At 72.9% G+C, this 25,251-nt stretch carries 20 protein-coding genes; 6 read left to right on the forward strand and 14 right to left on the reverse strand.

The features are described 5' to 3' along the window. Positions 1-123 precede the first annotated feature (123 nt). The 3 genes from ACGF0D_RS31405 to ACGF0D_RS31415 form a co-directional block, all read right to left on the reverse strand. Entirely contained in the window at positions 124-1,683 is a 1,560-nt protein-coding gene (locus ACGF0D_RS31405; RefSeq protein ID WP_392921893.1) for a phosphatidylinositol-specific phospholipase C domain-containing protein, read from the reverse strand. Between the two features lie 171 nt (positions 1,684-1,854). Then, on the reverse strand, positions 1,855-3,204 hold the full coding sequence (gene lysA, locus ACGF0D_RS31410) for a diaminopimelate decarboxylase (protein ID WP_392921895.1): 1,350 nt from the start codon (positions 3,202-3,204) through the stop codon (positions 1,855-1,857). 50 nt (positions 3,205-3,254) lie between these two features. After that, positions 3,255-3,446, reverse strand: coding sequence for a hypothetical protein (locus ACGF0D_RS31415; RefSeq protein ID WP_392921897.1), 192 nt, complete (start codon positions 3,444-3,446; stop codon positions 3,255-3,257). A gap of 300 nt (positions 3,447-3,746) precedes the next feature. Between ACGF0D_RS31415 and kdpB the strand changes: the two genes are divergently transcribed. Both kdpB and ACGF0D_RS31425 read left to right on the forward strand, forming a co-directional pair. Further along, the gene (gene kdpB / locus ACGF0D_RS31420) at positions 3,747-5,942 is read left to right on the forward strand and encodes a potassium-transporting ATPase subunit KdpB (RefSeq protein WP_392921900.1); all 2,196 of its coding nucleotides are present in this window, start codon (positions 3,747-3,749) and stop codon (positions 5,940-5,942) included. Positions 5,943-6,157: 215 nt separating this feature from the next. Next, on the forward strand, positions 6,158-6,643 hold the full coding sequence (locus tag ACGF0D_RS31425; protein ID WP_392921903.1) for a universal stress protein: 486 nt from the start codon (positions 6,158-6,160) through the stop codon (positions 6,641-6,643). A gap of 54 nt (positions 6,644-6,697) precedes the next feature. Here the strand turns inward: ACGF0D_RS31425 and ACGF0D_RS31430 are convergent, their stop codons facing one another. Continuing rightward, positions 6,698-6,898, reverse strand: a complete 201-nt coding sequence (locus tag ACGF0D_RS31430; RefSeq protein WP_392880162.1) for a hypothetical protein — start codon at positions 6,896-6,898, stop codon at positions 6,698-6,700. Between the two features lie 269 nt (positions 6,899-7,167). Between ACGF0D_RS31430 and ACGF0D_RS31435 the strand changes: the two genes are divergently transcribed. Beyond that, a complete protein-coding gene (locus ACGF0D_RS31435; RefSeq protein ID WP_392921906.1) occupies positions 7,168-7,968 on the forward strand; it encodes an STAS domain-containing protein in 801 nt (266 codons plus the stop codon). A 29-nt stretch (positions 7,969-7,997) separates the two neighbouring features. Here ACGF0D_RS31435 and ACGF0D_RS31440 read toward each other — a convergent pair whose 3' ends face one another. Next, positions 7,998-9,179, reverse strand: a complete 1,182-nt coding sequence (locus ACGF0D_RS31440) for an alpha/beta hydrolase (RefSeq protein WP_392921909.1) — start codon at positions 9,177-9,179, stop codon at positions 7,998-8,000. 431 nt (positions 9,180-9,610) lie between these two features. Here ACGF0D_RS31440 and ACGF0D_RS31445 point away from each other — a divergent pair, with 431 nt between their 5' ends. Continuing rightward, the gene (locus ACGF0D_RS31445; RefSeq protein WP_392921912.1) at positions 9,611-10,075 is read left to right on the forward strand and encodes a hypothetical protein; all 465 of its coding nucleotides are present in this window, start codon (positions 9,611-9,613) and stop codon (positions 10,073-10,075) included. On the opposite strand, the gene ACGF0D_RS31450 is transcribed toward ACGF0D_RS31445, so the two are convergent. From ACGF0D_RS31450 to ACGF0D_RS31490, 9 genes are all read right to left on the reverse strand, one after another. Next, positions 10,063-10,686 (reverse strand): hypothetical protein, encoded by a 624-nt coding sequence (locus tag ACGF0D_RS31450; RefSeq protein ID WP_392921915.1) that lies wholly within the window; start codon positions 10,684-10,686, stop codon positions 10,063-10,065. The two genes, ACGF0D_RS31445 and ACGF0D_RS31450, sit on opposite strands and share 13 nt — an antisense overlap. Before the next feature lie 85 nt (positions 10,687-10,771). Then, positions 10,772-14,110 (reverse strand): hypothetical protein, encoded by a 3,339-nt coding sequence (locus ACGF0D_RS31455; protein WP_392921917.1) that lies wholly within the window; start codon positions 14,108-14,110, stop codon positions 10,772-10,774. Between the two features lie 49 nt (positions 14,111-14,159). Then, positions 14,160-14,582 carry a cupredoxin domain-containing protein gene (locus ACGF0D_RS31460; protein ID WP_392921920.1) on the reverse strand — a complete coding sequence of 141 codons (423 nt, stop codon included), beginning with the start codon at positions 14,580-14,582 and terminating at the stop codon, positions 14,160-14,162. After that, positions 14,582-15,019, reverse strand: coding sequence for a hypothetical protein (locus ACGF0D_RS31465; RefSeq protein ID WP_392921923.1), 438 nt, complete (start codon positions 15,017-15,019; stop codon positions 14,582-14,584). The genes ACGF0D_RS31460 and ACGF0D_RS31465 overlap by 1 nt, the downstream gene beginning before the upstream one ends. Positions 15,020-15,157: 138 nt before the next feature. Further along, positions 15,158-16,495: a nitrate/nitrite transporter gene (locus ACGF0D_RS31470; protein ID WP_392921926.1), complete on the reverse strand. Its 1,338-nt coding sequence runs from the start codon at positions 16,493-16,495 to the stop codon at positions 15,158-15,160. Continuing rightward, positions 16,492-16,980, reverse strand: coding sequence for a nitrite reductase small subunit NirD (nirD, locus tag ACGF0D_RS31475; protein ID WP_392921928.1), 489 nt, complete (start codon positions 16,978-16,980; stop codon positions 16,492-16,494). The genes ACGF0D_RS31470 and nirD overlap by 4 nt, the downstream gene beginning before the upstream one ends. Beyond that, positions 16,977-19,607, reverse strand: coding sequence for a nitrite reductase large subunit NirB (gene nirB / locus ACGF0D_RS31480; RefSeq protein WP_392922003.1), 2,631 nt, complete (start codon positions 19,605-19,607; stop codon positions 16,977-16,979). Before nirB ends, nirD begins: the two co-directional genes overlap by 4 nt. A gap of 65 nt (positions 19,608-19,672) precedes the next feature. Continuing rightward, the gene (locus ACGF0D_RS31485) at positions 19,673-20,896 is read right to left on the reverse strand and encodes an NAD(P)/FAD-dependent oxidoreductase (RefSeq protein ID WP_392921930.1); all 1,224 of its coding nucleotides are present in this window, start codon (positions 20,894-20,896) and stop codon (positions 19,673-19,675) included. Positions 20,897-20,907: 11 nt separating this feature from the next. Continuing rightward, entirely contained in the window at positions 20,908-23,076 is a 2,169-nt protein-coding gene (locus ACGF0D_RS31490) for a molybdopterin oxidoreductase family protein (protein WP_392921933.1), read from the reverse strand. A 191-nt stretch (positions 23,077-23,267) separates the two neighbouring features. Between ACGF0D_RS31490 and ACGF0D_RS31495 the strand changes: the two genes are divergently transcribed. After that, positions 23,268-24,407 carry a uroporphyrinogen-III synthase gene (locus ACGF0D_RS31495; RefSeq protein ID WP_392921936.1) on the forward strand — a complete coding sequence of 380 codons (1,140 nt, stop codon included), beginning with the start codon at positions 23,268-23,270 and terminating at the stop codon, positions 24,405-24,407. Beyond that, the gene (locus tag ACGF0D_RS31500) at positions 24,407-25,102 is read left to right on the forward strand and encodes a sirohydrochlorin chelatase (protein WP_392921939.1); all 696 of its coding nucleotides are present in this window, start codon (positions 24,407-24,409) and stop codon (positions 25,100-25,102) included. Before ACGF0D_RS31495 ends, ACGF0D_RS31500 begins: the two co-directional genes overlap by 1 nt. The last annotated feature ends 149 nt before the right edge of the window (positions 25,103-25,251 follow it).

Genomic DNA, 25,251 nt, shown 5'->3' on the forward strand with positions numbered 1-25,251 from the left:
GCCCCCCGCCCCCCCCCCCCCCCGCGGCCCCGCCCCCGCCCCCCCCCCCCCCCCCCCCCCCCCCCCCCCCCCCCCCCCCCCCCCCCCCCCCCGGGGGAGCCGGGGCCCGGAGGGCAGTGCGCGTCAGGCCGGGCAGGTGTCCTGGGTCACCTTGCCGCCCGCGGTGGACGCGGTGGCCGGGTCCACCGACAGGCACAGGCCCGTCCACTGGTTGATGAACTTGTAGGCCGTCGTGCGGTTGCCCCCGACCTCGATCTGGGTCGGGATGACGTTCCACAGCTGGTTGCCCGAGGACCAGCGGGTCTCACAGCCCCACCAGTACAACTGGGTCCCGGCCCCCGGCGGGGTGCCGTTGTTGTAGGGGACGGTCAGGCACTTGCCGTTGTTGGCCTTGATCCAGTAGTAGCCCTGGCCGTCGTACGACGGCTTCTCGGCGCCCCACTGGTGGCTGCTGGGCGGCGTCGACTGGCACGCGCGCTGGGTGACCAGGCCGCCGGAGTTGGAACTGTCGAACTCCGGCCCCCGGACCATGCACCGCTGGTACTTGCTGTCGACGTAGGTCTTGTCGGCGTTGACCAGCCAGACGGCCTGGTGAGCACCCTTGACGACGTGCTCCTGGTTGCGGGCGATGATGTTCTCCACCAGCGCCCAGCCGGGGAAGTCCATCATGACGACGCCGAGGCGGCCCTTGCCCCCGCCGTTGTTGAGGTAGTTCATCAACTGGAAGTTGACGCCCGGAAGGTTGACGGGGGCCTTGCCCACGTAGGTCACGTGTCCGCCCGCGTACGCGTGCGGGTTCAGGAGGGGGGCGTTGGACGCCGACGTGTACGTCACGAACATCTGGCCGCTGCCGTCGCCGACCGCCCGGTCGATGTTCGCCTTGACGTACTCCCACTTCTTGCGGGCGTCGGGCACGTCGAAGTGGTCCTCCTGGTGGTCGTTGAAGGTCCCGATCCCATAGCTGTCGCTGTCGAGGCCGTCGAAGCTGCCCAGCACGATCTTCCCGCGGACCTGCGAGAGGCGGGGGACGTAGGCCTTGGTGCCGTTGACCACCGACGGGCCGTAGAACAGCTCGGGGTACCGGGACACGTAGTCCGCGAAGATCTCCCTGCGCCTGTCGTTGGTGACCGTCTTCGGATCGTCGTCGCACTCGAACGTGCCGCCGCTGCCACCGAGCGGGCACTCGGCCCTCAGCCGCATCACGATCGTCTCGCTCGGGTGCTTTCCGAGGAAGTCCTTCGCCTTGCTCAGGACGTCGTCGAAGTTGGCGTTCTGGTAGAACGACCCGTGGTGGACGGTGAAGTACTTGTTCTCGGTGACGCGGACCCGGATGTCGATGGCGCGGATCCCTCGATCCAGTTGCGCGCTCAGGGTGTTGGCGCTGTCGCCGAAGTCCTGCTGGGTCCGGACGGGGTCGCCCCCGTGGATGGCGAGCGTGTCGTGGGTGCCGGGCAGGGACAGTGACGCCAGCCAGGTGTCACCGGCGAGGTTCCGCATCCAGTCCGCCCGGGACGTCGACCCGAGGTTGTTGTAGGCGTCGCTGTTGCTCGACCCGCTCGCCTCGGCGGAGGCGGGCGCGAGCAGGGCCGCGCTCGCGGCGACGCATGCCGTCACCAGGTGGGTCAGCCGGCGAAGTCGCCGCCGGGGCCTGGTGCGGGCATCGGGAGGGGAGGGGTGACGCATGGAGTTCCTGTCGGACGGCGGAGAAGGTGATCATCCTCGTCAACGGCCCTCCAGGTCACACCGGTTCAACGGAGTTTCGGGCATCCGTGAGAGTGCGTGGAAGTGTGCGGAAGTGCATGGAAGTGCGCGAGAAGTCGGCCCGGCCGACTTCTCACGCAGGCCCGCCCCCCTTCAGCGGCCGACCTCGCGCAGACGGAAGTCCTCGACCGTCTCCCGGCGGATGAGGAGACGGGCCCGGCCGTCCCTCACCGCGACCACGGCCGGGCGGCCGACCAGGTTGTAGCCGGAGGCCATGGACAGCTGGTAGGCGCCGGCCGCCGGCATGGCCAGCAGGTCGCCCGGGCGCAGGTCGGCGGGCAGCGCGGCGTCCCGGACGAGCACGTCGCCAGCCTCGCAGTGACGGCCGACCACGTCCGCCCTCGCCTCCCCCGCCTCCGAGCGGCGGCCGACCAGCCGCACCGTGTACGGCGATCCGTACAGGGCCGGGCGCGGGTTGTCGCTCATGCCGCCGTCCACCGCGACGAAGCAGCGGCCGTCGGCGGTGTGCTTGACGGACAGCACCCGGTAGACCGCCACCGCGGCCGGTCCGGCGACGGCGCGGCCGGGTTCGACGAGCAGCCGGGGCACGTCCAGCCCGGCCTCGGCGCAGCGCACCGCCAGCCGGTCGGTCACCCGCACCGCGAACTCGGCGAGGTCCAGTTCGGCGTCCCCGGGCAGGTAGCGGATGCCGTGGCCGCCGCCCAGGTCCAGCTCCGGCAGTTCCACGCCGTGCCGCTCCCGCACCTCGGCGAGCAGCCGCACCAGCGCGTCCACCGCGAGCAGGTAGGGCTCCACCGAGGTGATCTGCGAGCCCAAGTGGCAGTGCAGACCCGCCAGTTCGAGCCCAGGCTGGTCGAGCACCCGGGCGATGGCGTCCGCCGCGTCACCGCCCTCGACCGGGAAGCCGAACTTCTGCCCGCCGACACCCGTCCGCACCGCCGGGTAGTGCCCGGCGGAGATCCCCGGCACCACCCGGACCAGCACCTTCTGCGGCGTGTCGGCGGCCACCAGCGCCGCCAGCCGCGCGATCTCCGCCGGGCCGTCGATCACGATCCGCCCGACCCGCAGCCGACGGGCCAGCCGCAGCTCCTCCGGGGACTTGGCGTTGCCGTGCAGCAGGATCCGCTGAGCCGGAAAGCCGGCCGAGACCGCCAGCCACAGCTCGCCCGACGAGCAGACGTCCAGTCCCAGCCCCTCCTGCTCCACCCAGTCGGCCATCGCGCTGCACAGGAAGGCCTTGGCCGCGTACAGCACCTCGGCGTGCGGCAGCGCCCGCCGGTAGGCCCGGACCCGGCCCCGGACCTCGGCCTCGTCCAGCACGTACAGCGGGGTGCCGAACCGCTCGGCGGCCTCGGCCAGCCCCACGCCGCCGACCAGCAGCTCGGCTCCCCGGCCGGGCCGCGCCGAGGCCGGCCAGGGACCGCCGAGCGCGTCGGCGGGGGCGGGAGCGGTGGGGACGACGGGGGCGACGAGCTGGGTCATGGCGGCTGCTCCGGTGGTGGTGGGTGGGCGGCGGGGTGCTCCTGCGGGCGTCAGTCCTCGTAGTGCACCGCGAACCGGCAGTGCGCCGGGCGGGTTCGGGCACGGTCGACCGCCGGGGCCGGGGCCGGTTCCGGCGGCTCGGGGCGGTCCCGGCGCCAGGCGACCGGCACCGGGCGGACCGTCCGCTCCAGCGGCTCGTCGGCGTCGAGGTCGATGTCGATGACGGCGGTGGCAGTGGTCATGGCGGGGTCCCTTCGGGATGGCGGCCCGTACGGCCGTGCCCCTCCAGTGGAGACCCTCCGCACACCGACCGCACCCGTCCTTGACGCAGGGCGTACGGCACGGTCGCAGTCCTTGACGCCTTCCTGACAGCGGTCCGGCGGGGCTGTCAGGGAGCCGTCAAGGACCGCCGTTCCGCCGCCAAGCCTGTGTCAAGACCGGCATGTTCCCCGCCGGACGGATGGTGGGCTGTCCGGCGTTCCCGCCGCTCCCCCGAAACCCGCCGCCCCTGTCAACCGGGCGGCCCGGAAGGCCCCGAGACGATGCGCCGTTCGGCCCTCAGCACCCCGGACACCACCCCGGGCACCTCGCCCGATCAGGACTGGTTCCGCCGCCCGGAGCCCTCCCCGGCCTCCGCGCCCACACCGCCACCGAGCCACCGGCCCACCTCGCCGGGCGGGCGGCGCCGGCTGATCACCCGCCGTCAGCTCGCCGAGGCGCTGCCCGCCGCCGTCCGCAAGCTCCACCCGCGCACCATGACGCGCAACCCGGTGATGCTGGTGGTCGAGACCGGCTCCGCGCTCACCACCATCAGCGCCGTCCTCCACCCGAGCGTCTTCTCCTGGGTGATCTCCTTCTGGCTCTGGCTGACCGTGCTGTTCGCCAACCTCGCCGAGGCCGTCGCGGAGAGCCGCGGCAAGGCGCAGGCCGACTCTCTGCGCCGCGCCCAGTCCTCCACCACGGCGCGGCGGCTGCTGCACTGGCGGGTCGGCACCCGCGACCACCACCACGAGGTCATCCCCGCCGCGCAGTTGCTGCTGCACGACATCGTCCTCGTCCCGGCCGGCGAGGTGATCCCGCAGGACGGCGAGGTGGTCGAGGGCGTCGCGACCGTGGACGAGTCCGCGATCACCGGGGAGTCCGCACCGGTGATCCGGGAGTCCGGCGGCGACCGCACCGGTGTCACCGGCGGCACCAGGGTGCTCTCCGACCACCTCGTCATCCGGGTCACCTCCCGCCCCGGGCAGAGCTTCGTCGACCGGATGATCTCCCTGGTCGAGGGCGCCAACCGGCAGAAGACGCCGAACGAGGTCGCGCTCAACATCCTGCTGGCCTCGCTGACCATCGTCTTCCTGCTGGCCGTCGTCTCGCTCCAACCGATGGCGATCTACGCCCACGCACCCCAAACCACCGTCGTGCTGGTGGCGTTGATGGTCGCGCTCATCCCGACCACCATCGGCGCACTGCTCTCGGCGATCGGCATCGCCGGCATGGACCGGCTGGTGCAGCGCAACGTGGTCGCGCTCTCCGGCCGGGCGGTGGAGGCCGCCGGGGACGTGGACGTGCTGCTGCTCGACAAGACCGGCACCATCACCCACGGCAACCGCCGGGCCGTCGCCCTGCACCCGCTGCCCGGCGCGACCACCGAACAGCTCGCCGAGGCCGCCCAGTTGGCCTCCGTCGCGGACGAGACGCCGGAGGGGCGGTCGCTGGTCGAGTTGACGAATCGTCAGTACTGGCTGCCGCCGAGGGCCCCGGGCGAACTGGGCGAGCAACAGCCCGTTCCGTTCACCGCGCAGAGCCGGATGAGCGGCGTCGACCTCACCTGGCCGGACGGCACCACCTGCCTGATCCGCAAGGGGGCGGCCGGCGCCGTCGCCCGCTGGGTGGCGAACTCCGGCGGGCGGCTTCCGATGGAGGCCGAGCCACTGGTGGACCGGATCTCCGAGTCCGGCGGCACCCCGCTGCTGGTCGCGGTCCACGACCGGCACGGCGCACGGGCGTTGGGCGTGGTCGAACTCAAGGACGTGGTGAAGGAGGGAATCGCCGAACGCTTCGCCGAACTGCGGCGGATGGGCATCCGTACGGTCATGGTCACCGGGGACAACCCGCTGACCGCCCGCGCCATCGCCGCCGAGGCCGGGGTGGACGACGTCCTCGCCGAGGCCACCCCGGAGGACAAGCTCGCCCACCTGCGCCGCGAACAGGCCGCCGGGAACGTGGTCGCGATGACCGGCGACGGCACCAACGACGCCCCCGCGCTCGCCCAGGCGGACGTCGGCGTCGCGATGAACTCCGGCACCCCGGCCGCCAAGGAGGCCGGCAACATGGTCGACCTCGACTCCAACCCGGCGAAGCTGATCGAGATCGTCCGGGTGGGCAAGCAACTCCTCATCACCCGAGGAGCGTTGACCACCTTCTCGATCACCAACGACGTGGCCAAGTTCTTCGCCATCATCCCCGCGATGTTCGCGAACGCCTATCCCGGGCTGCACCACCTCAACATCATGGAACTGCACAGCCCCACCTCGGCGATCGCCTCCGCGATCATCTTCAACGCGCTGATCATCATCGCCCTGATTCCGCTCGCCCTGCGCGGCGTGCGCTACCAGCCGGCCTCGGCGACCGACCTGCTGCGGCGCAACCTGCGGGTGTACGGGCTGGGCGGGCTGGTGCTGCCGTTCCTCGGCATCAAGGCGATCGACCTGCTGATCCGATTCGTGCCGGGGCTGGGCTGACGGACCGGCCGGGGCCCCGGGCGGGGCGCGCCGCCCGGGAGATCCCCGCGGCCCTGTCAGAGGGCCGTCAAGATGTGTGCGGCCCGCGTCATGGAGGTGTCAGCAGCGGTACGGAAGGATCCGTTCCGGGGTTCACTGGAGTCATCCGAAGCAAGGAGTGCCGAACCGGCGGAGCCCGATGGAGAGAGCCGCCGGAGAGACGGAGGCGAACGGCCATGACCGGGACCACCCGAGTGATCGTCGGCCTGAGCGGATCACTGAGCAGTCTGGCCGCCCTCTACCACGCCGTCGGCGAGGCGGCCCGGCACCGGGCGGTGCTGGTGCCGGTGGCCGCCTGGGCCACCACCGAGCGCGACGGCCTGCGCCCGCACCCCGAGTTGGAGCACGCCGCCCGCCGGCGCCTCGACGTCGCCTTCGAGCAGGCCTACGGCGGTTACCCGTCCGACCTGGTCATCCACCCGCTGGTGGTCAACGCCGAGCCCGGCCCCGCCCTGGTCGGCGCCGTCACCGGCCCGGAGGACCTGCTCGTGCTCGGCGCCGCCACCCGTCGCCGCCTGGACCGCCTGCGGCACGGCTCGGTCGCCCGCCACTGCCGCCACCGGGCCGGCTGCCGGGTGGTCGAGGTCTCGCCCTCGGCCCTGCTCACCCGCCTCGAACTCCCGGCCCGCACCGGCGCACCGCTCCCGCTGCTGGCCCGCTGACGGGGCCTCGGCGACGGGAGGCCGGGGTCGGGCCGTCCGGACCGCAGGAGCCGTTCAGCGGCGGACGTCCCTGGTGAGCAGCCAGGGCACGAGCAGGAGCCCGATCCCGATGGCCACCGCCTGAACGGCCCCGAGGCCGGACCGGATCAGCCCCGCCACCAGCAGGACGTCCACCGCGCCGGCCGCCCAGCGGTACGGAACCGTGAAGCCCCCGCGCGGGGTGCGGCGGCCGGAACGGGGGGTGTGCGTCGACATGTCTTCTCCCTGGTGCTCGGAACAACCGGCCTGGCCGGTACGGCAGATGTGACCGTCACGGTGCGACCTTCACGGCAGGACGCGGCCGGGCGCGGCCGGTGCAGCCGGTACGTGTCCGGCTGGTCATATTCAGCCCGCTACCGGCCGCCGGCCGCCATCCCTCCGGACGTATCCGGACAGCTTCCGCCCCGCGAACACCGCAACGGGGCACGGTCGTTCTCGTACGCTACGTACCGGCGCGCAGGACCGCGCCGGGGAGGAGCAGGAGAGTGGCCGTCCAGGCCGAGAAGACCGCTCGACGGCAGGCGGCGCCGCCGGTCGCCGCGTTCGCGAAGTGGCTGCAGGGGATGAAGATCGCCGCGGGGGATCCGTCCCATCGCGAACTCCAGCGCAGAACGGCCCGCTCCGGCTGGGCCATTCCGCGCAGCACCCTGCACGACGGCCTGTCCGGCGTCAGCCTCATGCCACTGGACTACGCCATCCGGGTCCTTCGGGTCCTCGGGTACGAAGGACCGGCGGTCGAGGCGGAGTGCCGGGCACGGTGGACCTCGGCCAGGAAAGGGGTGGTGATCACCGAGCCGACGCCTCCCGGGCCCGGTGATCCGGCGCGGCGATTCGTGTTCGAGAAGGTCGTTCCGCACGCCGCCCCGGACGCGGTTGCTGCGACGACCAGCCCCCTGGACGTCGAGGTCGGCACCCTGGAGGCGTGGACCGTCGTGCGGGTGGTCGGCGAACTGGACTGCTACGGGGCCCCCGCGCTCCGCCAGTTGCTCAACGGGCTCGCCGAGCCCCACACCGAGCAGCAGCCACTCCACCTGGTGATCGACATGAGCGGCTGCTCCTTCGTCGACAGCGGCGGGCTCGGCCTGCTGATCTTCACCTCCCGGCGGATGATGGCCCGGGGCACGGTCCTGCGACTCGTCCTGTCCCCCACCGGCAACGAGTGGGCCTGGCACGTCATCGGGTTCCTGACCAACACCAGGATCCAGGAGTTCGTGCCGATGTACGTGCCGATCTACGAGTCGGTGTCCGCCGCGATCCACGGAGCCCGGCCGGCTCCGGCACACTGACGTATGCGGGAGCACCCAAGGCACGGGTGCTACGCGGGGCCACGCAGGTGGCCGCTCAGCCAGGTGAGGGCGGGCGGGAGCAGCCGCCCCCAGGTGGTGAAGTTGTGGCCGCCGGTGTCGACCGTCTCCTGGGCGACCACGAGCGGCGGGCGGGCCGCCGCCGCGAAGGCGCTGGAGTCGGCGTAGGTGCTGCCGTCCGTCTTGCTGTCCGCGAGCAGCACCGCGAGGGGAGGCATCGGCAGGTGGGCCAGGCGCCAACCGAGGTCGGCCTCGGCGCGGCGCTGCGGACTGCCGGCGAAGAGGTCGCCCGTCGTGGCGTCCTCCGCCGCCTTGAAGTAGCCGGAGAGCGAGACCGCGACCGAGAAGGTCTGCGGATGCTCCATGCCCAGTTTGACCGCGCAGTAGCCGCCGGTCGAGTCGCCGACGATCCCCAGGCTGCCGGTGCCGTCCAGCACCCGGTAGGAGGCCCGCAGGTCGGCGGGCACGTCGGTGGTGAAGTAGCTCTGCGCCTGCGGCCCGTTCGGGATGTCCTCGCACTCGCTGTCCCTGGGCATGGTCGGCGAGGGCCGCATCAGCACCAGGACGGTCGGCTCCATCGCCCCCTTGCGCAGCAGGTCGAGTTCGGCGGCCGGGTAGCGGAGCCTGGTCACCAGATTGGTGGCGTCGCCCGGGAAGCCGGTCATCACCAGCGCGGCCGGGAAGTGCCGTTCCGCGCCGCCGGGTTGGAAGTACTGCGGCGGCAGGTAGACGTAGCCCTCGGTGCTCAGCCCGGTGGTCGCTCCCGGAAGCCGCACCCGGTCGATCCGCCCGATTTGAGCCGGATCGCGACTGACCGTCCCCACGCCGGTGATCTCCGCGGAGCCGAGCACCTGCACTCCGGCCGCACCGGCTCCGGCTCCGGCTCCGGCTCCGGCACTGGCACCGGCACCGGCACCGGCACCGGAGCCTCCACCCGCCTGCTGGACCACGCCCGCGCCGTGTTCGCGTCCCAGCAGGTCGGACCAGCTGTCGTAGAAGACGAAGTAGTCGTTGACGGCGAGCCCCAGCGTCACCAGCAGGACCAGTTGGGTGACGGCGATGGTGCCGAGCCGCAGGAACATCGCGGGCCAGCTCCGCACGGCCAGCCGGGGCCAGACCCACAGCGTGCCGAGCACGGTGAACACCGCGAGCAGCGCCGTCAGGGCCAGCAGCTTGTGGCTGGTGAGTCCCATCGGTCCCGACCTCCCCTACCACTGTGGACTGCCGGTCGTGGAAACGGAGCTCCGTACTCAAAGTAGCCGGTCAGGCACCTCCGGACACGCCGCCGCGAGCGCGGGCTCCGCAACTTCGACAATCCTGTCGAAGTTGGCATGCCCGGGCTATGCTGACCCGAAGCCCACCCGCAGTCGGGCCCCTCACCCCGTCGACGAACGCGCCACCCAGGCGCGCCCGACCGGAAGGAGGTGCGGCACCAGCCTCCGAGAACCGGCCACCGACCAACAGGCCGCCCACATCGACTTCTTGACGAATCGTCAATTCCGATCCGCGATTTCACCGCCTGAGCCTTGACGCGTGCCCCAGGCCGCCCACCGCCGTTGTACGGAAGGTGAATCGCCGCGCCCGCCCGAAACCCCCGGCCGCCCTGCCGAGGAAGAGGTTCCGCATGACGACGTCCCGGACCCACCCGCGCCCCACAGAAGCCGCGGTGCTGCTCACCGCACTCAGCCTGCTCGTCCTGGAGGAGATCGCCCTCGGCATGGCCGAGGAGGAGGACCGCCCCGTCATCGGCGGCATCCTGATCGGTGCCTCCGGCACCGGCCTGCTCGTGGTCGGCGCGGTGCTGCTCAGCCGCTGGCTCGACCTCCGCCGCCCGCTCCCGCTACCCCCGCCCGGCCCCAACGGCCGCGAGTACAGCGCCCGCGCCCTCGAGGACTTCCCGATGGAGGCCGTCCGCCCCCTGCTGCTCGCCGAGAACGCGCCCCAGCTCGGCCACCTGTACTCCGCCTGGATGCTCGCCCGGGCCGGCCGCCCGGCCCCCTGGATCGCCCGCCGCCTGGCCATCCCCCCGGACGCCGCCCAACTCCTGGTCGACGCCGCCCGCTCGGCGAGACTCGATCAGCGCCGCTGACCCGGCGCCGCACCCGCCTGCGCCACCAGGTACGGCACCAGCCCGCGCTCCGCCAACGCCGACCGCCAGGCCTCCCGCGCCAGCGGCAACTCCCCCGGCCCGTCCGACGCCTCCCCGGCCCCGGCCCCCCTCGACCGGGCCGCCCCCAGCAACCCCAGGCCGCCGACCAGCAGACTCACCGCGGCCACCCCGGCCGACACCCACCCGGCCTCCACCAGCGCCCGCGCCAGCACCCCCAGGTCCTCGACCAGCCCCAACACCGAGCCCAGCACCAGGAAGATCACCGCCGCCGCCCCCGCGATGATCGGCACGACCACCCCCAACACCCCCCACCACCCCGACGCCCGCTCCCGCGCCGGCACCTCCACCGGCCCCCGCGCCACCGCGTCCGCATCCGCCCGCAACGCCGCATACCGCTCGTACTCCGGCGCCGCCGCGGCCAGCACGAACTCCGCGTTCTCCCGCGCCGCCCGCCGCAGCCGCTCCACACCCCGAGCATCCTCCCCCGTCTCCCGCAGCGCGGCCCGCACCTGCGGCGCGGCCAACGCCCGCCCGAGCTCCGTCTCGAAGTCCGCCCGATCCTGCTGCGGCAGCCGAAGCGGCCTGTCCATGCTCGTCCCCGATCGTTGTTGTTCTACAGAACTGTAGAACAAGGAGAGGCGATGCAGCAGCCCTGTTCACGGGTGGATTCGGTGCTCAGGAGGGGTCGGCCATGGGGACCCGGGCGAGGGCGTCGCGGATCAGCTGGGCGGGGTCAAGGGCATCAAGACCCCACTCGCGGTACCACTCGGCGATCTGAGCCATCGGATGCCCCGTCCTCAGCGACAGGTTCAACAGACCCATCAGGTCGATACTCGTGACCGACGACCAAACGATGGGCCAGGCATGGTCGCGCCGGATGAGGGCCACCGCTTCGTCCATCCCAAGCCCGGGCGGCAGGTCATCACTGGATGGGACGATCCCGCGACTCCTCAGATGGCTGGCCATCTCTCTGGGGTGCCGTTGAAGTGTGGGAGCGGCCGTGATCAGCCGGGCGAACGGCACCGGTTCGTCCACTCGCAGATCGCCCCATTGCAGCGCGCTGTCGAGTGAGAAGAGCTCCTCGTCCAGCCTGGTGAGCCGTTCAGGCACATCGATCGAGATCGCCACACCATGGACTCGGAGACAGTCGATCACCTCTCGCAGCGAGCGTCTGCTCGATCGTGTCAATGAGAAGACTTGGGCATAGGTCCGTGTGGTGGGGAACATCCGCCATACGTCGACCACCCGGCGGAGAACCAGGTCCTCGCTACCGGAGTCCGTCGCTTCCTTCACTGGAGTCTCGTCCCAATCCACGGTGGTGTGGCCGACGTTGCCGTCCGCAATAGCAAGATCGGAGACCGACGGCCGGCCGGGAATCGCACCCAGCCCAACGGCACGGGAAAGAGCACAGTCTGGTGTGACACCAAGTTGCGAGGCGAGCTTCAGAAGTCTTTCCTCATCCCAGAGTTCCAAGCTCCACGCCCTGAAACCAACGGAATGAATCACCGGCGCCAATACCTCGATGTCGGACGGCATCGCCGGGCGCACATTCCGGGACACGAGAAGCTCCGGGCACAGCTCGGACAGTTCCGGGAACGCCAGATCCCGCCCGTGAGCCATCATCCGCCAGAGGAGGATGTGATCGGGCGGATTACCCACAAACGTTCCACCAGCGAACTGGTCGAAGTTCTCAAACCACTTAAGAATCCCCTCGTCCGCCAGGAAGCAGCCCGTGCTGCGGGTTTCGTATTCGACCCCGAGGAATTCGAAGCGGCGGCCCTTTCGAATGACTTCGGCGGCCACCAGATCGGCGAGATGGTGGTTCCTCTCCGTCACCTGATGGATCCACGCCATGCTCAACACGGCCGAGTCGCTGCTCACGAGCTCGTCAACCGCCGCCTCCAGTAGGTCCCGAACCGTCTCCGACAGATCGCTGATGACACGGCGGCGATCCACGGACACTCGCCTCGGCGACAGCCTGCCGGTGAGGTTCAGGACGACTCCGGAGAACCCGCGCGGCGATACCACCCCACGGACAACCTCCGGCTCGACCACGAGGCCGTCCACGAGCAGCGCGCCACCGTGCTCGCACCACACCACCTGCGCGCCCTCCGGAGCCCCGGCCCAGGACGTCATCCGGCCCCAGGCGCTGAAGCCGAAAGTCTCGCCCCGAGGCGCCTCCCGGGCCTTCAGGACTCCAGGCTCCCAGGCCACCTCCCGTGCTCCGTGCACCGCCGAGGTGGAGAACTCCGCGACAGCCAGGAGTCGTTCGAGGACGTCCACGCACGACCACGACTCGGCCAACTCGATGTCGTCCCGCAGGTACAGCCGCACGGTCGTGCCCGGTTCGCGGCCCCGCTCCGACTGCTCGGCAATGCGGAAGAGGTGGCTCGGGCCGTAGATGGAGACATCCAGCTGCGGGCCCAACCGGCCCGAGGCGTCCAGGCGACAAGTCGATACCTTGATCTCGTCGGCGAGCATGAAGTAGCTGAGCACGCCGATGCCGAAGCGGCTGTTGGGATACAGCTCGACGGGCGGGTCGACCTTCCGCCACTCTGCCCGTTCGAGCTTGAAGTCCAACTGCTCCGCGAAACGGGCGCCGGCGTTGGAGAAGACTCCTCGCAATTCCTCCTCGCCCATGCCGACGCCGTTGTCCTGGCATTCCAGGTAGGCACGGCCGTCCTCGTCCACGCCCTGGCGGAACTCGATGCGGCCTTCATAGGTGAAGGACGCAATGGGATTCGTGCGGTCGAGATACTCCGTGCGGGCACGACGGTACCGGCAGGCGTCGAGGGCGTTCTGGTAGAGCTCGCGGACGGCCAAGTCCCGGTCGCGATACAGCTCTACGCCCATCAGAAGGCTGCGCACCCGTCGTTCGTCCATGCGGAACCGTGCCCAGCCGGTGAACGCACCGGTGGCGGGGGCTGCTTCGTCTGAGGTGAGGCGGGTGGGAAGGGGCTGGTCACGGAGGACGCGGCGGACTGCGTGGAGGAGTTCGTCGACCCGGGCCGTGTACTCGTGCAGGCCCTCGACCACCGCCTCGTGCCGGCACTCTGCGCGTAGCACTGGCAGGTCGTACGAGCCACCCCACGCGGCCTCTTCCAAGGTCCGGCGAAGGTCGACGAGGTCGACCTCGTCCGGGATGCCGAGGTGTTCGGTCACGATCTCCGGCAGGGCGGTCATCTCGATGGCAGTCCCGTACGCCAAAGCGAGCAGCAGGGCCAACCATTGCTCCCGGACCTGCTGCTCGCCCGGGGCCCGCAGGTGGTCGTCCACGCTGAGGCTTGCCAGGTAGTCACGGTTGCCGACGTCGGGGCCCCGGCGCAGGCCGTGGAGCAGGGCGCAGACCCGCTTGAGCGCGAAGGTCTCGCCGAGGTCAGCAAGAACCGGGAGTCGACCGAGGATCTCCTGCACACCCTCGGGATCGGCGAGGTCCTCGTGCTGGTCGAGCCAGCGGTGGAAGAGCCACCAGCCGAGCGGGACGGCGGAGGCGGGGCGTGTCCGGGTGCGGCCAACGAGCAGGTCGTGGGACTCGATGAACTGCTCGTACGCCGCGCGGTCTGCGTCGGGCTCGGCCGCAGGAGCAAGATCGGTCGGGCCGACGGAGACCCGTGCCGCCGCCAGGCGCAGTGAGCGGACGCGGTAGAGGAACGGCAGCACGGCCAGCAGCGCGGCCTCGGCCGGGTAGAGGTCCAGGCGCCCCAGCAGCCAGTCGACCTGCTGCGCGAAGCGCTCCGCGATCCCGGGGTCCTGCCAAGGGTCCTCGGCGAGCACCGTCTCGTCCCGCAGTCGCGCCAGTTCGCCGACGGCCTCCAGCACGACGCGCTGGTAGGGCTCGACGCCCCCGCCTTCCCGGATGTGCATCCAGACGCGCGAGCCTGCGACGTGCTTCACCCAGTCGTCGGCGTCGTCCGGCACCGCCTGGGGCAGGCCCCCGAGGAAATTGACGGTCTCGGCCTGCACGACCGGCCCGTTCACGGTGCCGTTGATCGCGTTCCACGTGCTGTCGGCCATCCCTCGTGCCCTCCCCAGGTGCAGGGCACGAGCGTAGGGCAATCGCCCCTCAGGACACGGTCAGAATGCCGCGCATGAAGTGGTGGAAGGAGCACAGGTACGCGTACGCGCCGGGCTGGCTGGGCGCCGTCACCATAGCCGTGGCGCCCGGGGCGATGGGGCCGGTGTCGAAGGTGCCGTCCTGGGCGGTGAGGGTGTGGGCGGTGGTGCCGGTGTTGGTCACGGTCACCGTCGCACCCGGGCTGGCGGTGAAGTCGGCCGGCTCGAAGGAGAAGTCGCGCGCCGCCACCGTCCCAGCAGCAACGAACGGGCTGGGCGAGGCCACCGGAGAGTTCGCCACGGACGGCGACACGACGGCGGGGCTGCTGGTCTCCTCCGGCGCCGGCCCCACCAGCGCGCTGACGCAGCCGGTCAGGACGGGACCGGCTGCGAGCAGCAGCGCCAGGGCGACGGCCCGGACGCGGGACCGCATCACTCAGCGGTGACCAGCGTGACCCGCTTGGCGTCGGCGGCGGCGGGCGGGGTGGCGCCGAGGTCGGAGACGGTGGCGGTCAGGATGGCGTCGACGCCCGGGAGCCAGTTGTAGGTCTTGGACTGGACGATGACCACCCGGGTCTGCGGCGTCCCGTCGCAGACGATGTCCGCTTCCTCCGTCCGGCTGGAGCCGAAGGCGGTGACGGTGGTGTCCTCCGGGTCCTTCTGTTCCACCGAGACGGTGAGCGAGCGGGCTTCCTCCGCGTTCGCGCAGACGTACCCGATCTCCACCCGGACCCGGCCGGCGGCCTTGGGGTCGATCCTGGCCTCACCGAGGGTGACGGTGGTGGCGACCGGGTCGTCGTCGGCCCAGGCGGGCACGGCGGCGCCGGTGAGGCAGGTGACGCCGGTGAGAGCCGAGGTGAGTACCGTCATGATGATCCACCGCTGCACTGCAGCCTCCGGGGTCCGAGGACGTGTTGCGGCCGACGCTAACCGCCCGGAGAACCACCCGCGCGCCGGGCCGTCCTGACCGTCATACCAACGGCCCAGCCCCCGCCGCCCGGAACGCCGTCACCGCCGCCGGAGCCAGATCGCCCAGGTCAGCGCGGAGCAGCCCGCGTACGCCACCAGGAATCCCGCGTACGCCGCGTCCCCGTTGCCGCCGACCAGGAAGGACTGCCGGAACGCCAGGTTCACCAGCACCCCGCCGAACGCCCCGATCGCTCCCGCGAGCCCGATCAGTGCCGCGGACCGGCGCCGGGCGTCGGCCTCGGTGGCGGCCGGGTCGGCCCCGGCCGCGATCGCCGAGCGGGCCACGGCCTGGAAGTGGGCCGGGATCATCTTGTACGTCGAGCCGTTGCCGATGCCGCTGAGCATGAACAGGGCGACGAAGCCGGCCAGGAACAGCGGCAGCGAGTGCTCGCGGGTGGCGACGAGCACCACCGTCGTGCCGGCGGCCATGGCGGCGAAGGTGCCGAGCGTCACCCGCGCGCCGCCGTACCGGTCGGCGAGCCGGCCGCCGACCGGTCGCAGCAGCGAGCCGAGCAGCGGCCCGAGGAAGGTGAGGGCGGCTGCCTTGACCGGGGTGTCGAAGCGCTCGTGGAACTCCACCTGGAGTACCTGGCCGAAGGCGAAGCCGAAGCCGATGAAGGAGCCGAAGGTGCCGACGTAGAGGGTGGAGACGGCCCAGCCGTACGGGTCGCGGGCGACTTCGCGAAGTGCCCGCCCCTCTCCCGAACCGGCCTGACTGGCAGGCAGGTTGTCCATCCGCCACCACGCGCCCGCCGCCGCCATGAGGATCAGCGGCAGGTAGAGCAGTGGCAGCAGCCGGGGGTGGGTGGCGCCGGCGGTGGCCAGCACCAGCAGCCCGAGCAGCTGCACCGCGGGCACGCCGAGGTTGCCGCCGCCCGCGTTGACGCCGAGTGCCCAGCCCTTCAGCCGGTGCGGGTAGAAGGCGTTGATGTTGGCCATCGAGGAGGCGAAGTTGCCCCCGCCGACGCCGGCCGCGCAGGCGACGGCCAGCAGGGTGCCGTACGGGACGCCCGGGTGCAGCACCAGGGCGGCGAGCGTGGTGGGCACGAGCAGCAGCAGCGCGCTGATCACCGTCCAGGTGCGTCCGCCGAAGCGGGCGACGGCGAAGGTGTACGGCAGCCGCAGCAGGGCGCCGAGGGCGGTCGGCAGGGCGGTGAGGGTGAACTTCCCGGCCGTGTCGATGTGGTACTCGGGGCCGAGGAACAGCACCAGCACCGACCAGAGGCTCCACACCGAGAAGCCGATGTGTTCGGAGAGTACGGAGAACGCCAGGTTCCGCCGGGCGATCCGGGCACCGCTGCGCGCCCAGAACTCCTCGTCCTCCGGGTCCCAACCGACCAGCGGGGCGGGCGTCCTGGGCTGGACGGCGAGGCTCATGCTGCACTGTCCAGGGCCGCACCGTCCCGGACCGCACCGTCCAGAGCCGCACCATCCAGGTCCGCGTCTCCGAAGGCCGCGCCTCCGGGGCCCGCGACCCGCACCGGCCAGCGCCGCAGTACGGCGGGCGTGCCGTCGGGGGTGGTGTCCTCGTCCAGGCAGCGGCCGTCGGTGAGGTCGTAGACCTGCTTGTACATCGGCGAGGTGAGCGTCGGCCGGTCACCGCGACTGCCGAGCAGGCCCCGGGCGAGGACGGGGGCGCCGCTGAACGGGTCGAGGTTGTCGACGGCGTACAGCCCGTCGGAACTGTCGCGGAACAGCGCGACCTGCCCGGCTTCTGGGAGCAACACGGCGACGCCTCGGCCGGGTTGGAGGTCGGTGAGGGCGCAGACCGGCTGCCAGTGGGTGCCGTCGTGGATCTGCACGGTCGCAGTCACGGTCGCGCCGACGCCAACGGCGACGGCGACGGTCGGGGTCGCGGTCAACGGGTGAGCACCTCCGGTCGGGGCCCGGCGACGAGCACCGGGGAGCTGAGGGCGGTGAGGGTGTGGCCGGCCTCGCCGGGGCGGGCCGGGCGGATCTGACCGCGTTCGGGGACGAAGGTCACGGCGGGGTCGGGGGTGCCGGGGGCGTTGACGAAGGAGGAGAAGCGCCGAAGCCGCTCGGGGTCGGCGAGGGTCGCGGCCCATTCGTCGCGGTAGGTGCCGATGTGACGACTCATCAGTTCGTCCAGTTCGGCGGCGATGCCGAGCGAGTCGTCGAGGACGACGGCCCGCAGGTGGTCGAGGCCGCCCTCCAGGCGCTCCAGCCAGACCGAGGTGCGCTCCAGCCGGTCGGCGGTGCGGATGTAGAACATCAGGTAGCGGTCGATGGTGCGGATCAGCGTCTCGCGGTCGAGGTCGGCGGCGAGCAGGTCGGCGTGGCGCGGGGTGGTGCCGCCGTTGCCGCCGACGTAGAGGTTCCAGCCGGCGGAGGTGGCGATGATGCCGAAGTCCTTGCTCTGGGCCTCCGCGCACTCCCGGGCGCAGCCGGAGACAGCCGCCTTGAGCTTGTGCGGGGAGCGCAACCCCCGGTAGCGGAAATCCAGTTCGATGGCGAGGGTGGTGGAGTCCTGGACGCCGTAGCGGCACCAGGTCTGGCCGACGCAGGACTTCACGGTGCGCAGCGCCTTGCCGTAGGCGTGTCCGGACTCAAAGCCTGCGTCCACCAACTTGCGCCATATTTCAGGGAGTTCGTCGACCGTGGCACCGAAGAGGTCGATCCGCTGGCCGCCGGTGATCTTGGTGTAGAGGCCGTGGTCACGGGCGATCTCGCCGATCGCGATCAGGCCCTCGGGGGTGATCTCGCCGCCGGGCACCCGGGGGACGACCGAGTACGAGCCGTTGCGCTGGAGGTTGGCGAGGAAGTGGTCGTTGGAGTCCTGGAGCGCGCCCTGCTCGCCGTCCAGGATGTGGCCGTTGCCGAGGCTGGCCAGGATGGAGGCGACGGTCGGCTTGCAGATCTCGCAGCCCTCGCCGCTGCCGTACCGGTCGCGCAGTTCGGTGAAGCTCGTCGCCCCGGTCACCCGGGTGATCTCGTACAACTCGGCCCGGGTGTGGGCGAAGTGCTCGCACAGGCCCTTGAAGGTGGAGACCCCGGCGGCTTCCAGTTCCTCGCCCACCACGGTGCCGAGCCGCTTGAGGCAGCTGCCGCAGCCGGTGCCGGCCCGGGTGCACTTCTTGACGGCGGCGACGCTGTCGCAGCCCTGGTCGCGGACGGCGGCCCGGACGGCGCCCTGGGTGACGTTGTGGCAGGAGCAGAGCACCGCGTCGTCGGGCAGCTCGACCGCTCCCCCGGCCCCCGCGAATCCGGCGGGCAGCACCAGCTGTTCGGGCGCCACCGTGAGCGGGCGCCCGGCGACGGCGAGTGGGCGCAGGGTGTCGTACCCCTCGGTGTCGCCGACCAGGACGCCGCCGAGCAGTGCGCCGTCGGTGCCGATGACGAGCTTGCGGTAGACGCCGCCGCGGCTGTCGCTGTAGAGCACGTCGAGGGCGCCCTCGGCGGTGCCGTGCGGGTCGCCGAAGCTGGCGACGTCGACGCCGAGCAGCTTGAGCTTGGTGGAGGTGTCGGCACCGGTGAAACCCGCACCGTCGGGCACAGAACCACCGGACACAGAACCACCGGGCACAGAACCGTCGGACACAGAACCGCCGGGCCCGGGAACGTCAGCCCCGGCAAGCCCCGCCACCGTGCGCGCCGCCGTCTCGGCCATCTGGTAGCCGGGGGCGACCAGCCCGTAGACCCGGCCGTCGACGGCCTGGGCGCATTCGCCGATGGCGAGGATCGCCGGGTCCTCGGTGCGGCAGTGGGCGTCCACCACGACGCCGCCGCGTCCGCCGACCGGCAGGCCGCAGTCCCGGGCGAGCTGGTCGCGGGCGCGCACCCCGGCCGAGAACACCACCAGCTCGGCGGGGAGTTCGCGCCCGTCGGAGAGCGCGAGGCCGCGGACCCGGCCGTCCGGGCCGGTGAGCACACCGCCGGCCCCGGCGCCGGTGTGGACGGTGACGCCCAGTTCCTCGATCTTGCGGCGCAGCGCCGCGCCTCCGCCGTCGTCCACCTGGACGGCCATCAGTCGGGGCGCGAACTCCACCACGTGGGTGTCCAGTCCGCCGGCCCGTAGCGCGCCGGCCGCTTCCAGGCCGAGCAGCCCGCCGCCGACCACCACGCCGGTCCGCGCCGTCGCCGCGTCGCCCCGGATGGCGTCCACGTCCTCGATGGTCCGGTAGACGTGGCAGCCGGGGGCGTCCGTGCCCGGCACCGGCGGCACGAAGGGCACCGATCCGGTGGCCAACACCAGGACGTCGTAGTGGAGTTCGGCACCCGAGGCGGTACGCACCAGACGCCGGGAGCGGTCGATCGCGGTGGCCGGGTCGCCCAGGCGCAGGTCGATGCCGTGCTCGGCCGGGAAGCCGGTCGGGCAGAGCGTGAGGTCCTCGGCGGTGCTCCCGGCGAACAGCGAGCTGAGGTGAACGCGGTCGTAGGCGGGCCGGGCCTCCTCGGCCAGCACGGTGACCCGCCATCCGTGGGCGGCGGGCTGCTCCGTCCAGGCCTCCAGGAAGCGCTGGCCGACCATGCCGTGGCCGACCAGGACGAGGTCGCGGACGGCGCCGGGGCCTCGGGTGCTGCGATGGTCAGTGGTCAACGCACGTCTCCAGTCATGGCGGTTCCTCCGGTGAGCAGGTGCAGGGGGTGGCCGGCGATCGCACCGCCGTCGGCGAAGGCGCCGGCCACCGCGTCCACGGCGGCCAGGTCGCCGAGCAGGATGGCGCCGACCAGGCGGTCGCCGCGCAGGACGAGCTTCTTGTAGCTGCCGCGGGTGGCGTCGGTGAGCAGCAGCGCGTGGAGGCCGGGCTCGCGGGTCTCGTCCACGGTGCCGAAGGCCGCGTAGTCCAGACCGCCGGTGCTGAGCCGGGCGCGCGGGCCGGTGCCGGGGTAGCGGGCGTCCGGTTCGGCGCCGGAGAGCCGACGGGCGAGCACGTCGGCCTGTTCCCAGGCGGGGCCGGCCAGGCCGTGGACGGTGCCGCGGTGTTCGGCGCAGTCGCCGATCGCGTGCACGTTCGGGGCCACGGTCAGCCCGTCGTCGACCAGTACGCCGGTGGCGGCGGGCAGTCCGGCGGTCCGTGCGAGTTCGGTGTGCGGGCGGGCGCCGCAGGCGAGCACCACGAGGTCGCAGTCGATCCGGCGGCCGTCGGCCAGTTCGACGGCCTCGACCCGGGCGCTGCCGTGCACGGCCCGGACGCGGTGGCCGGTGTGACAGTCGACGCCGACCGCCCGCAGCCGCTCCCGCAGCACGCCGGACGCTCCCGCATCCAGCTGACGCTCGATCAGATATGAGGCCTGGTGGATGATTTCGACCCGCGTGCCGAGCGCGGCGAGCGCCCCGGCGGCGCTCACGCCGAGCACCCCGCCGCCGATCACCACCGCGTGTCGCGCGCCGACGGCGTGCTCGGCCAGCCGGACGCAGTCGTCCAGGGTACGCAGCGTGTGCACGCCCTCGACCAGGCCGGAGCCGTCGGGCCCGCGCAGTCCGCGTACCGGCGGCAGCACCGGGCCGGCGCCGGTGGCCAGCACCAGCTCGTCCCAGGGTTCGGCGGCCCCGCCGGCCAGCCACAGCTTCCTCGCCGCGGGGTCCAGCGCGACCACCTCGCACCCCGGCCTGACCTCGGCCCCGCCGAGCGGCAGCGCGATCGACTCGGCGTCGTAGCGCCCGGCCAGCACCTCGGTGAGCAGCACCCGGTTGTACGGGGCGCGCGGTTCGGCCCCGTACACCGTGACCTCGCCCGGCCCGCCGAGGGCGCCGTACCGCTCGGCGAAGCGGGCGGCCGCCATGCCGCCGCCGACCACGGCGATCCTCGGGGTCATCCCGCGGCCCCTCACCGATCCGGCTCCGGCTTCGCGACCTCGGACCCGAGGGGCTCCGACCCGAGGGGCTCCGACCCGACGAGCCCCACCCCCACCGGCTCCACCCGGACCGCGCACAGCTTGAACTCCGGCATCCCGGAGACCGGGTCGAGCGCCGGGTTGGTGAGGCTGTTGGCCCGCCCGGCGCCCGCCCAGTGGAACGGCATGAAGACGGTGTCCGGCCGGATCGTGTCGGTGACCCTGGCCGGGGCGACGGCCCGGCCGCGCCGGCTGGTGACGGCCACCGGCTCGCCGTCGGCGATCCCGAGCCGCCCGGCGAGCCTCGGGTGCAGTTCGACGTACGGTCCGGGTGCGGCCGCGTTCAGCTCGGCGACCCGGCGGGTCTGCGCGCCGCTCTGGTACTGGGCGAGCACCCGGCCGGTGGTCAGGTACAGCGGGTAGTCGTCGTCCGGCTCCTCGCCGGCCGGGCGGTGGGTGACGGCGGCGAACCGGGCCCGGCCGTCGGGGGTGGCGAAGCGGTCGAGGAACAGCCGGGGCGTGCCCGGGTGGTCCGGTGTCGGGCAGGGCCAGAACACCCCGTCCTCGGCGGCGATCCGCTCGTAGCCGATGCCCGCGTAGTCGGCGTCGCCGCCGGCCGAGGCCCGGCGCAGTTCCTCGAAGACCTGCTCGGCCCCGGCGGGGAATCCCTTGGACACGCCCAGCCTGGCGGCCAGTTCACCCAGCACCCACAGCTCGCTGCGGACGCCCGGCGGCGGGTCGAGGGCGCGGCGGCGCAGGATCACCCGGCCCTCCAGGTTGGTGGTGGTGCCGTCCTCCTCGGCCCACTGGGTGACCGGCAGCACGACGTCGGCGAGCCGCGCGGTCTCGGAGAGCACCACGTCGGCGACCACCAGCAGGTCCAGCGCGCGCAGCCGTTCGGTGACGTGATTGGCGTTCGGCGCGGACACCGCCGGGTTGGAGCCGGCCAGCAGCAGCGCCCGGACGCCGTCGGGGCGGCCGAGGCCGTCCAGCAGCTCGTACGCGGACCGGCCGGGGCCGGGGAGGCTCTCGGGCGCCACGCCCCAGACGGCGGCGACGTGTTCGCGTGCCACCGGGTCCTCGATCGAGCGGTAGCCGGGCAGTTGGTCGGCCTTCTGGCCGTGCTCGCGTCCGCCCTGGCCGTTGCCCTGGCCGGTCAGGCAGCCGTAGCCGCTGTAGGGGCGGCCGGCCTTGCCGGTGGCCAGGCACAGGTCGATCCAGGCGCCGACGGTGTCGGTGCCCTTGCTCTGCTGCTCCGGGCCGCGCGCGGTGAGCACCATGCCGGTGGCCGCCCGGCCGAACATCGCCGCCACTTCCCGTAGTTGGTGGACGGGGACGCCGGTGATCCGCTCCACCCGGTCGGGCCAGTGGGCCATCGCCGCCGCGCGCGCCTGTTCGAAGCCCGAGGTGCGCCGCGCGACGAACTCCTGGTCGACCAGTCCGTCGGCGATCACCAGGTGGAGCAGGCCGAGGGCGAGCGCCAGGTCCCCGCCGGGGCGGGGCTGCAGGTGCAGGTCGGCCAGCTCGGCGGTGCGGGTGCGACGTGGGTCCACGACGATCAACTTACCGCCGTTCTCCCGCAGTTCGCGGAAGTAGCGGACGGCGGGCGGCATCGTCTCGGCCGGGTTGCCGCCGACCAGGATCAGGCAGCCGGTGTGCGGGATGTCGGCGAGCGGGAAGGGCAGTCCGCGGTCCAGGCCGAAGGCCCGGCGGTGCGCGGCGGCGGCCGAGGACATGCAGAACCGGCCGTTGTAGTCGATGTTGGCGGTGCCCAGCACGACCCGGGCGAACTTGCCCAGCAGGTAGGCCTTCTCGTTGGTGAGCCCGCCGCCGCCGAACACGCCGACCGCGTCCGGCCCGTGCCGCGCCCGCGTCCGGGCCAGCCCGGTGGCCACCCGGTCCAGTGCCTCCGGCCAGTCGGCCGCGCGCAGCGGCCCGCCGGGGCGGTCGCGCAGCAGCGGGCCGGTCAGCCGGACGTCCCGGGCGAGCAGCGCGGGCGCCGAGCGGCCCTTGCCGCACAGGGCGCCGCGGTTCACCGGGAAGTCGGGGCGCTCCAGCACCTCGGCCGGCCGGTCCGTGCCCGGCACAAGCCGCATCCCGCACTGCAGGGAGCAGTAGGGGCAGTGCGTGTCGGTGGCGGCCGCGAGAGCGGTTGGTGTCATGTACGGACCTTCGCGGCCCACTGTTTCGCGACGGAGTCGGCGATGTTGCGTGCGCGGTACACCTCGCTCACGTCGCCCGTACCGTGAAGTGCGCGGTCGGACATCCGGCGTAACCGCAACGGCAGTTTCGCTAACCCGCGGGTGACGGACGGGAAATACTCCCGTAACAGGCCGGGCGGAGGCTGACCGGCATGGCAACCGTTCCACCAGCAGGGCCGCTCACCGGCGCAGGGCCGCTGACCGGCTACACCGTCGGCGTCACCGCCGCGCGCCGCAGGGAGGAGCTGACCGCTCTGCTCACCCGACGCGGCGCCCACGTCATCGAGGCACCGACGCTGCGGATCCTACCGCTCGCCGACGACCACGCCCTGCGCGAGGCCACCGACCGCTGCCTGGCCGCCCCGCTCGACTACGTGGTGGCCACCACCGGCGTCGGCTGGCGCGGCTGGATGAGCGCCGCCGAGGGCTGGGGCCGTGGCGCCGCCCTCACCGAGGCGTGCCGGGGCGCGCTGGTGCTCAGCCGTGGCCCCAAGGCGACCGGGGCGGTCCGGGCCAGCGGACTGGACGAGGGCTGGTCCCCCACCACCGAGACCACCGACGGACTGCTCGCCTGGCTGCTCGCCCGCCCGCTGGCCGGGCGGCGGATCGCCGTCCAGGAGCACGGGGTCCGGCTGGACGCCTTCGCGGCGGCGCTGCGCGAGCGCGGCGCCGAGGTGATCTCCGTCCCGGTGTACCGCTGGGCACCGCCGGAGGACCGGGGGGCGGTGCACCGGCTGCTCGACCAGACCGTACGGCGCCACGTGCACGCGCTCACCTTCACCAGCGCCCCCGCGATCACCGCCCTGCTCGCCGCGGCGGAGAGCGAGGGCCTGCGCGAGGCACTGCTCGACGCCCTGCGCGGGGACGTCCTGGCGGTCTGCGTCGGCGCGCTCTGCGCCCGCCCGCTCACCGAACTCGGCCTGCCCGCCCGCTACCCGGAACGCGGCCGGCTCGGCACCCTGGTCCGACTGCTGGAGGACACCCTGCCGGGCCGATCCCGGCACGAAGTCCCGTCACCGTTGGGGACGTTGACGATCCAGGGAAACGCCGCCGTGGTGGACGGGGAGAGCCACTGGCTCAGCCCGCTCGGCGCCGCCGTCCTACGGGCACTCGCCGAACAACCCGGCCGGGTGCTCAGCCGCGCCGAACTCCTGCGCGCCGCCTGGCCGGACGCGAGCGCCGACGAACACGCGGTGGAGGCGGCGGTCGGCCGGCTGCGGACGGCACTCGGGCCGCACGCGGCACTGATCAGGACCGTCCCCAAGCGCGGCTACCGGCTGGCGGCGGGCTGATGCTGCTCGCCGTCGCGCACGGGAGTCGCGACGAGGCGGCGAGCACGTCGACTCGCGCCCTGGTGAAGGCGGTTCGCCTGCTGCGGCCCGAACTGACCGTCCGCTGCTGCTTCCTGGACCTCGCCCACCCGTCGCTCACCCAGTCGCTCGCCCGATTCGCCGACCGGCGACCGGTGCTGGTGCCGCTCCTCCTCGGCACCGGCTACCACCTGCGGGTCGACCTCCCCGCCGCGCTCGCCACCGCCGGCCTCCCCGAATCCCATCTCGCCCGCGCGCTCGGCCCGCACCCGCTGCTCGCCGAGGCCCTCGCGGACCGGCTCACCGAGGCCGGTGCCCCGCCGCACGCCCCCGTGGTGCTGGCCGGCGCCGGCTCCTCCGACCCCACCGCCCTCGCCGACACCGCCCGGATGGCGTCCCTGCTGGCCGCCCGCCTCGGACGGACGGTCGTCCCCGCCCACCTCTCGGCCGCCGCCCCCACCCCGCACCAGGCGGTCGCCGAGCTACAGGCCGCCGGCCACCCCGAGGTCGCCCTCGCCACCTACCTGCTCTCCCCCGGCTTCTTCGCCCGCCGCGCCGCCACCGCTCCCGCCGCCTGGACCAGCGCCCCACTGGGCGCCCACCCGGCCGTCGCCCGACTGGTGTTGCGGCGCTACGACGAGGCGAGGGCGGCCACCGCGCTGCGCTCCGCCGCCTGAACGAACGGCCGTTTCCGGCCAGGTGCCACCCGGGCAGACATGACGCGTTCGACAGCTGGACAGACACACACCTGCGCCGTGGTATCCGCGGTGCGTCGCCCGAGTGAACGCGAGGAGTGGTCCAGCCCGTGATCGAGGTCCAGGCCGCC

Source organism: Kitasatospora sp. NPDC048298 (assembly GCF_043201465.1).
In the GTDB taxonomy this organism is placed as follows: domain Bacteria; phylum Actinomycetota; class Actinomycetes; order Streptomycetales; family Streptomycetaceae; genus Kitasatospora.

Bases quoted from the DNA above. Each gene is read 5' to 3' on its own strand.
- ACGF0D_RS31440 (WP_392921909.1), bottom strand. From the start codon at position 9,179: ATGGGACTCACCAGCCACAAGCTGCTGGCCCTGACGGCGCTGCTCGCG.
- nirB (WP_392922003.1), bottom strand. From the start codon at position 19,607: ATGGTCGGCCAGCGCTTCCTGGAGGCCTGGACGGAGCAGCCCGCCGCC.
- kdpB (WP_392921900.1), top strand. From the start codon at position 3,747: ATGCGCCGTTCGGCCCTCAGCACCCCGGACACCACCCCGGGCACCTCG.
- ACGF0D_RS31450 (WP_392921915.1), bottom strand. From the start codon at position 10,686: ATGGACAGGCCGCTTCGGCTGCCGCAGCAGGATCGGGCGGACTTCGAG.
- ACGF0D_RS31445 (WP_392921912.1), top strand. From the start codon at position 9,611: ATGACGACGTCCCGGACCCACCCGCGCCCCACAGAAGCCGCGGTGCTG.
- ACGF0D_RS31455 (WP_392921917.1), bottom strand. From the start codon at position 14,110: ATGGCCGACAGCACGTGGAACGCGATCAACGGCACCGTGAACGGGCCG.
- lysA (WP_392921895.1), bottom strand. From the start codon at position 3,204: ATGACCCAGCTCGTCGCCCCCGTCGTCCCCACCGCTCCCGCCCCCGCC.
- ACGF0D_RS31425 (WP_392921903.1), top strand. From the start codon at position 6,158: ATGACCGGGACCACCCGAGTGATCGTCGGCCTGAGCGGATCACTGAGC.
- ACGF0D_RS31405 (WP_392921893.1), bottom strand. From the start codon at position 1,683: ATGCGTCACCCCTCCCCTCCCGATGCCCGCACCAGGCCCCGGCGGCGA.
- ACGF0D_RS31465 (WP_392921923.1), bottom strand. From the start codon at position 15,019: ATGACGGTACTCACCTCGGCTCTCACCGGCGTCACCTGCCTCACCGGC.
- ACGF0D_RS31430 (WP_392880162.1), bottom strand. From the start codon at position 6,898: ATGTCGACGCACACCCCCCGTTCCGGCCGCCGCACCCCGCGCGGGGGC.
- ACGF0D_RS31470 (WP_392921926.1), bottom strand. From the start codon at position 16,495: ATGAGCCTCGCCGTCCAGCCCAGGACGCCCGCCCCGCTGGTCGGTTGG.
- ACGF0D_RS31415 (WP_392921897.1), bottom strand. From the start codon at position 3,446: ATGACCACTGCCACCGCCGTCATCGACATCGACCTCGACGCCGACGAG.
- ACGF0D_RS31460 (WP_392921920.1), bottom strand. From the start codon at position 14,582: ATGCGGTCCCGCGTCCGGGCCGTCGCCCTGGCGCTGCTGCTCGCAGCC.
- ACGF0D_RS31500 (WP_392921939.1), top strand. From the start codon at position 24,407: ATGCTGCTCGCCGTCGCGCACGGGAGTCGCGACGAGGCGGCGAGCACG.
- ACGF0D_RS31490 (WP_392921933.1), bottom strand. From the start codon at position 23,076: ATGACACCAACCGCTCTCGCGGCCGCCACCGACACGCACTGCCCCTAC.
- ACGF0D_RS31495 (WP_392921936.1), top strand. From the start codon at position 23,268: ATGGCAACCGTTCCACCAGCAGGGCCGCTCACCGGCGCAGGGCCGCTG.
- ACGF0D_RS31485 (WP_392921930.1), bottom strand. From the start codon at position 20,896: ATGACCCCGAGGATCGCCGTGGTCGGCGGCGGCATGGCGGCCGCCCGC.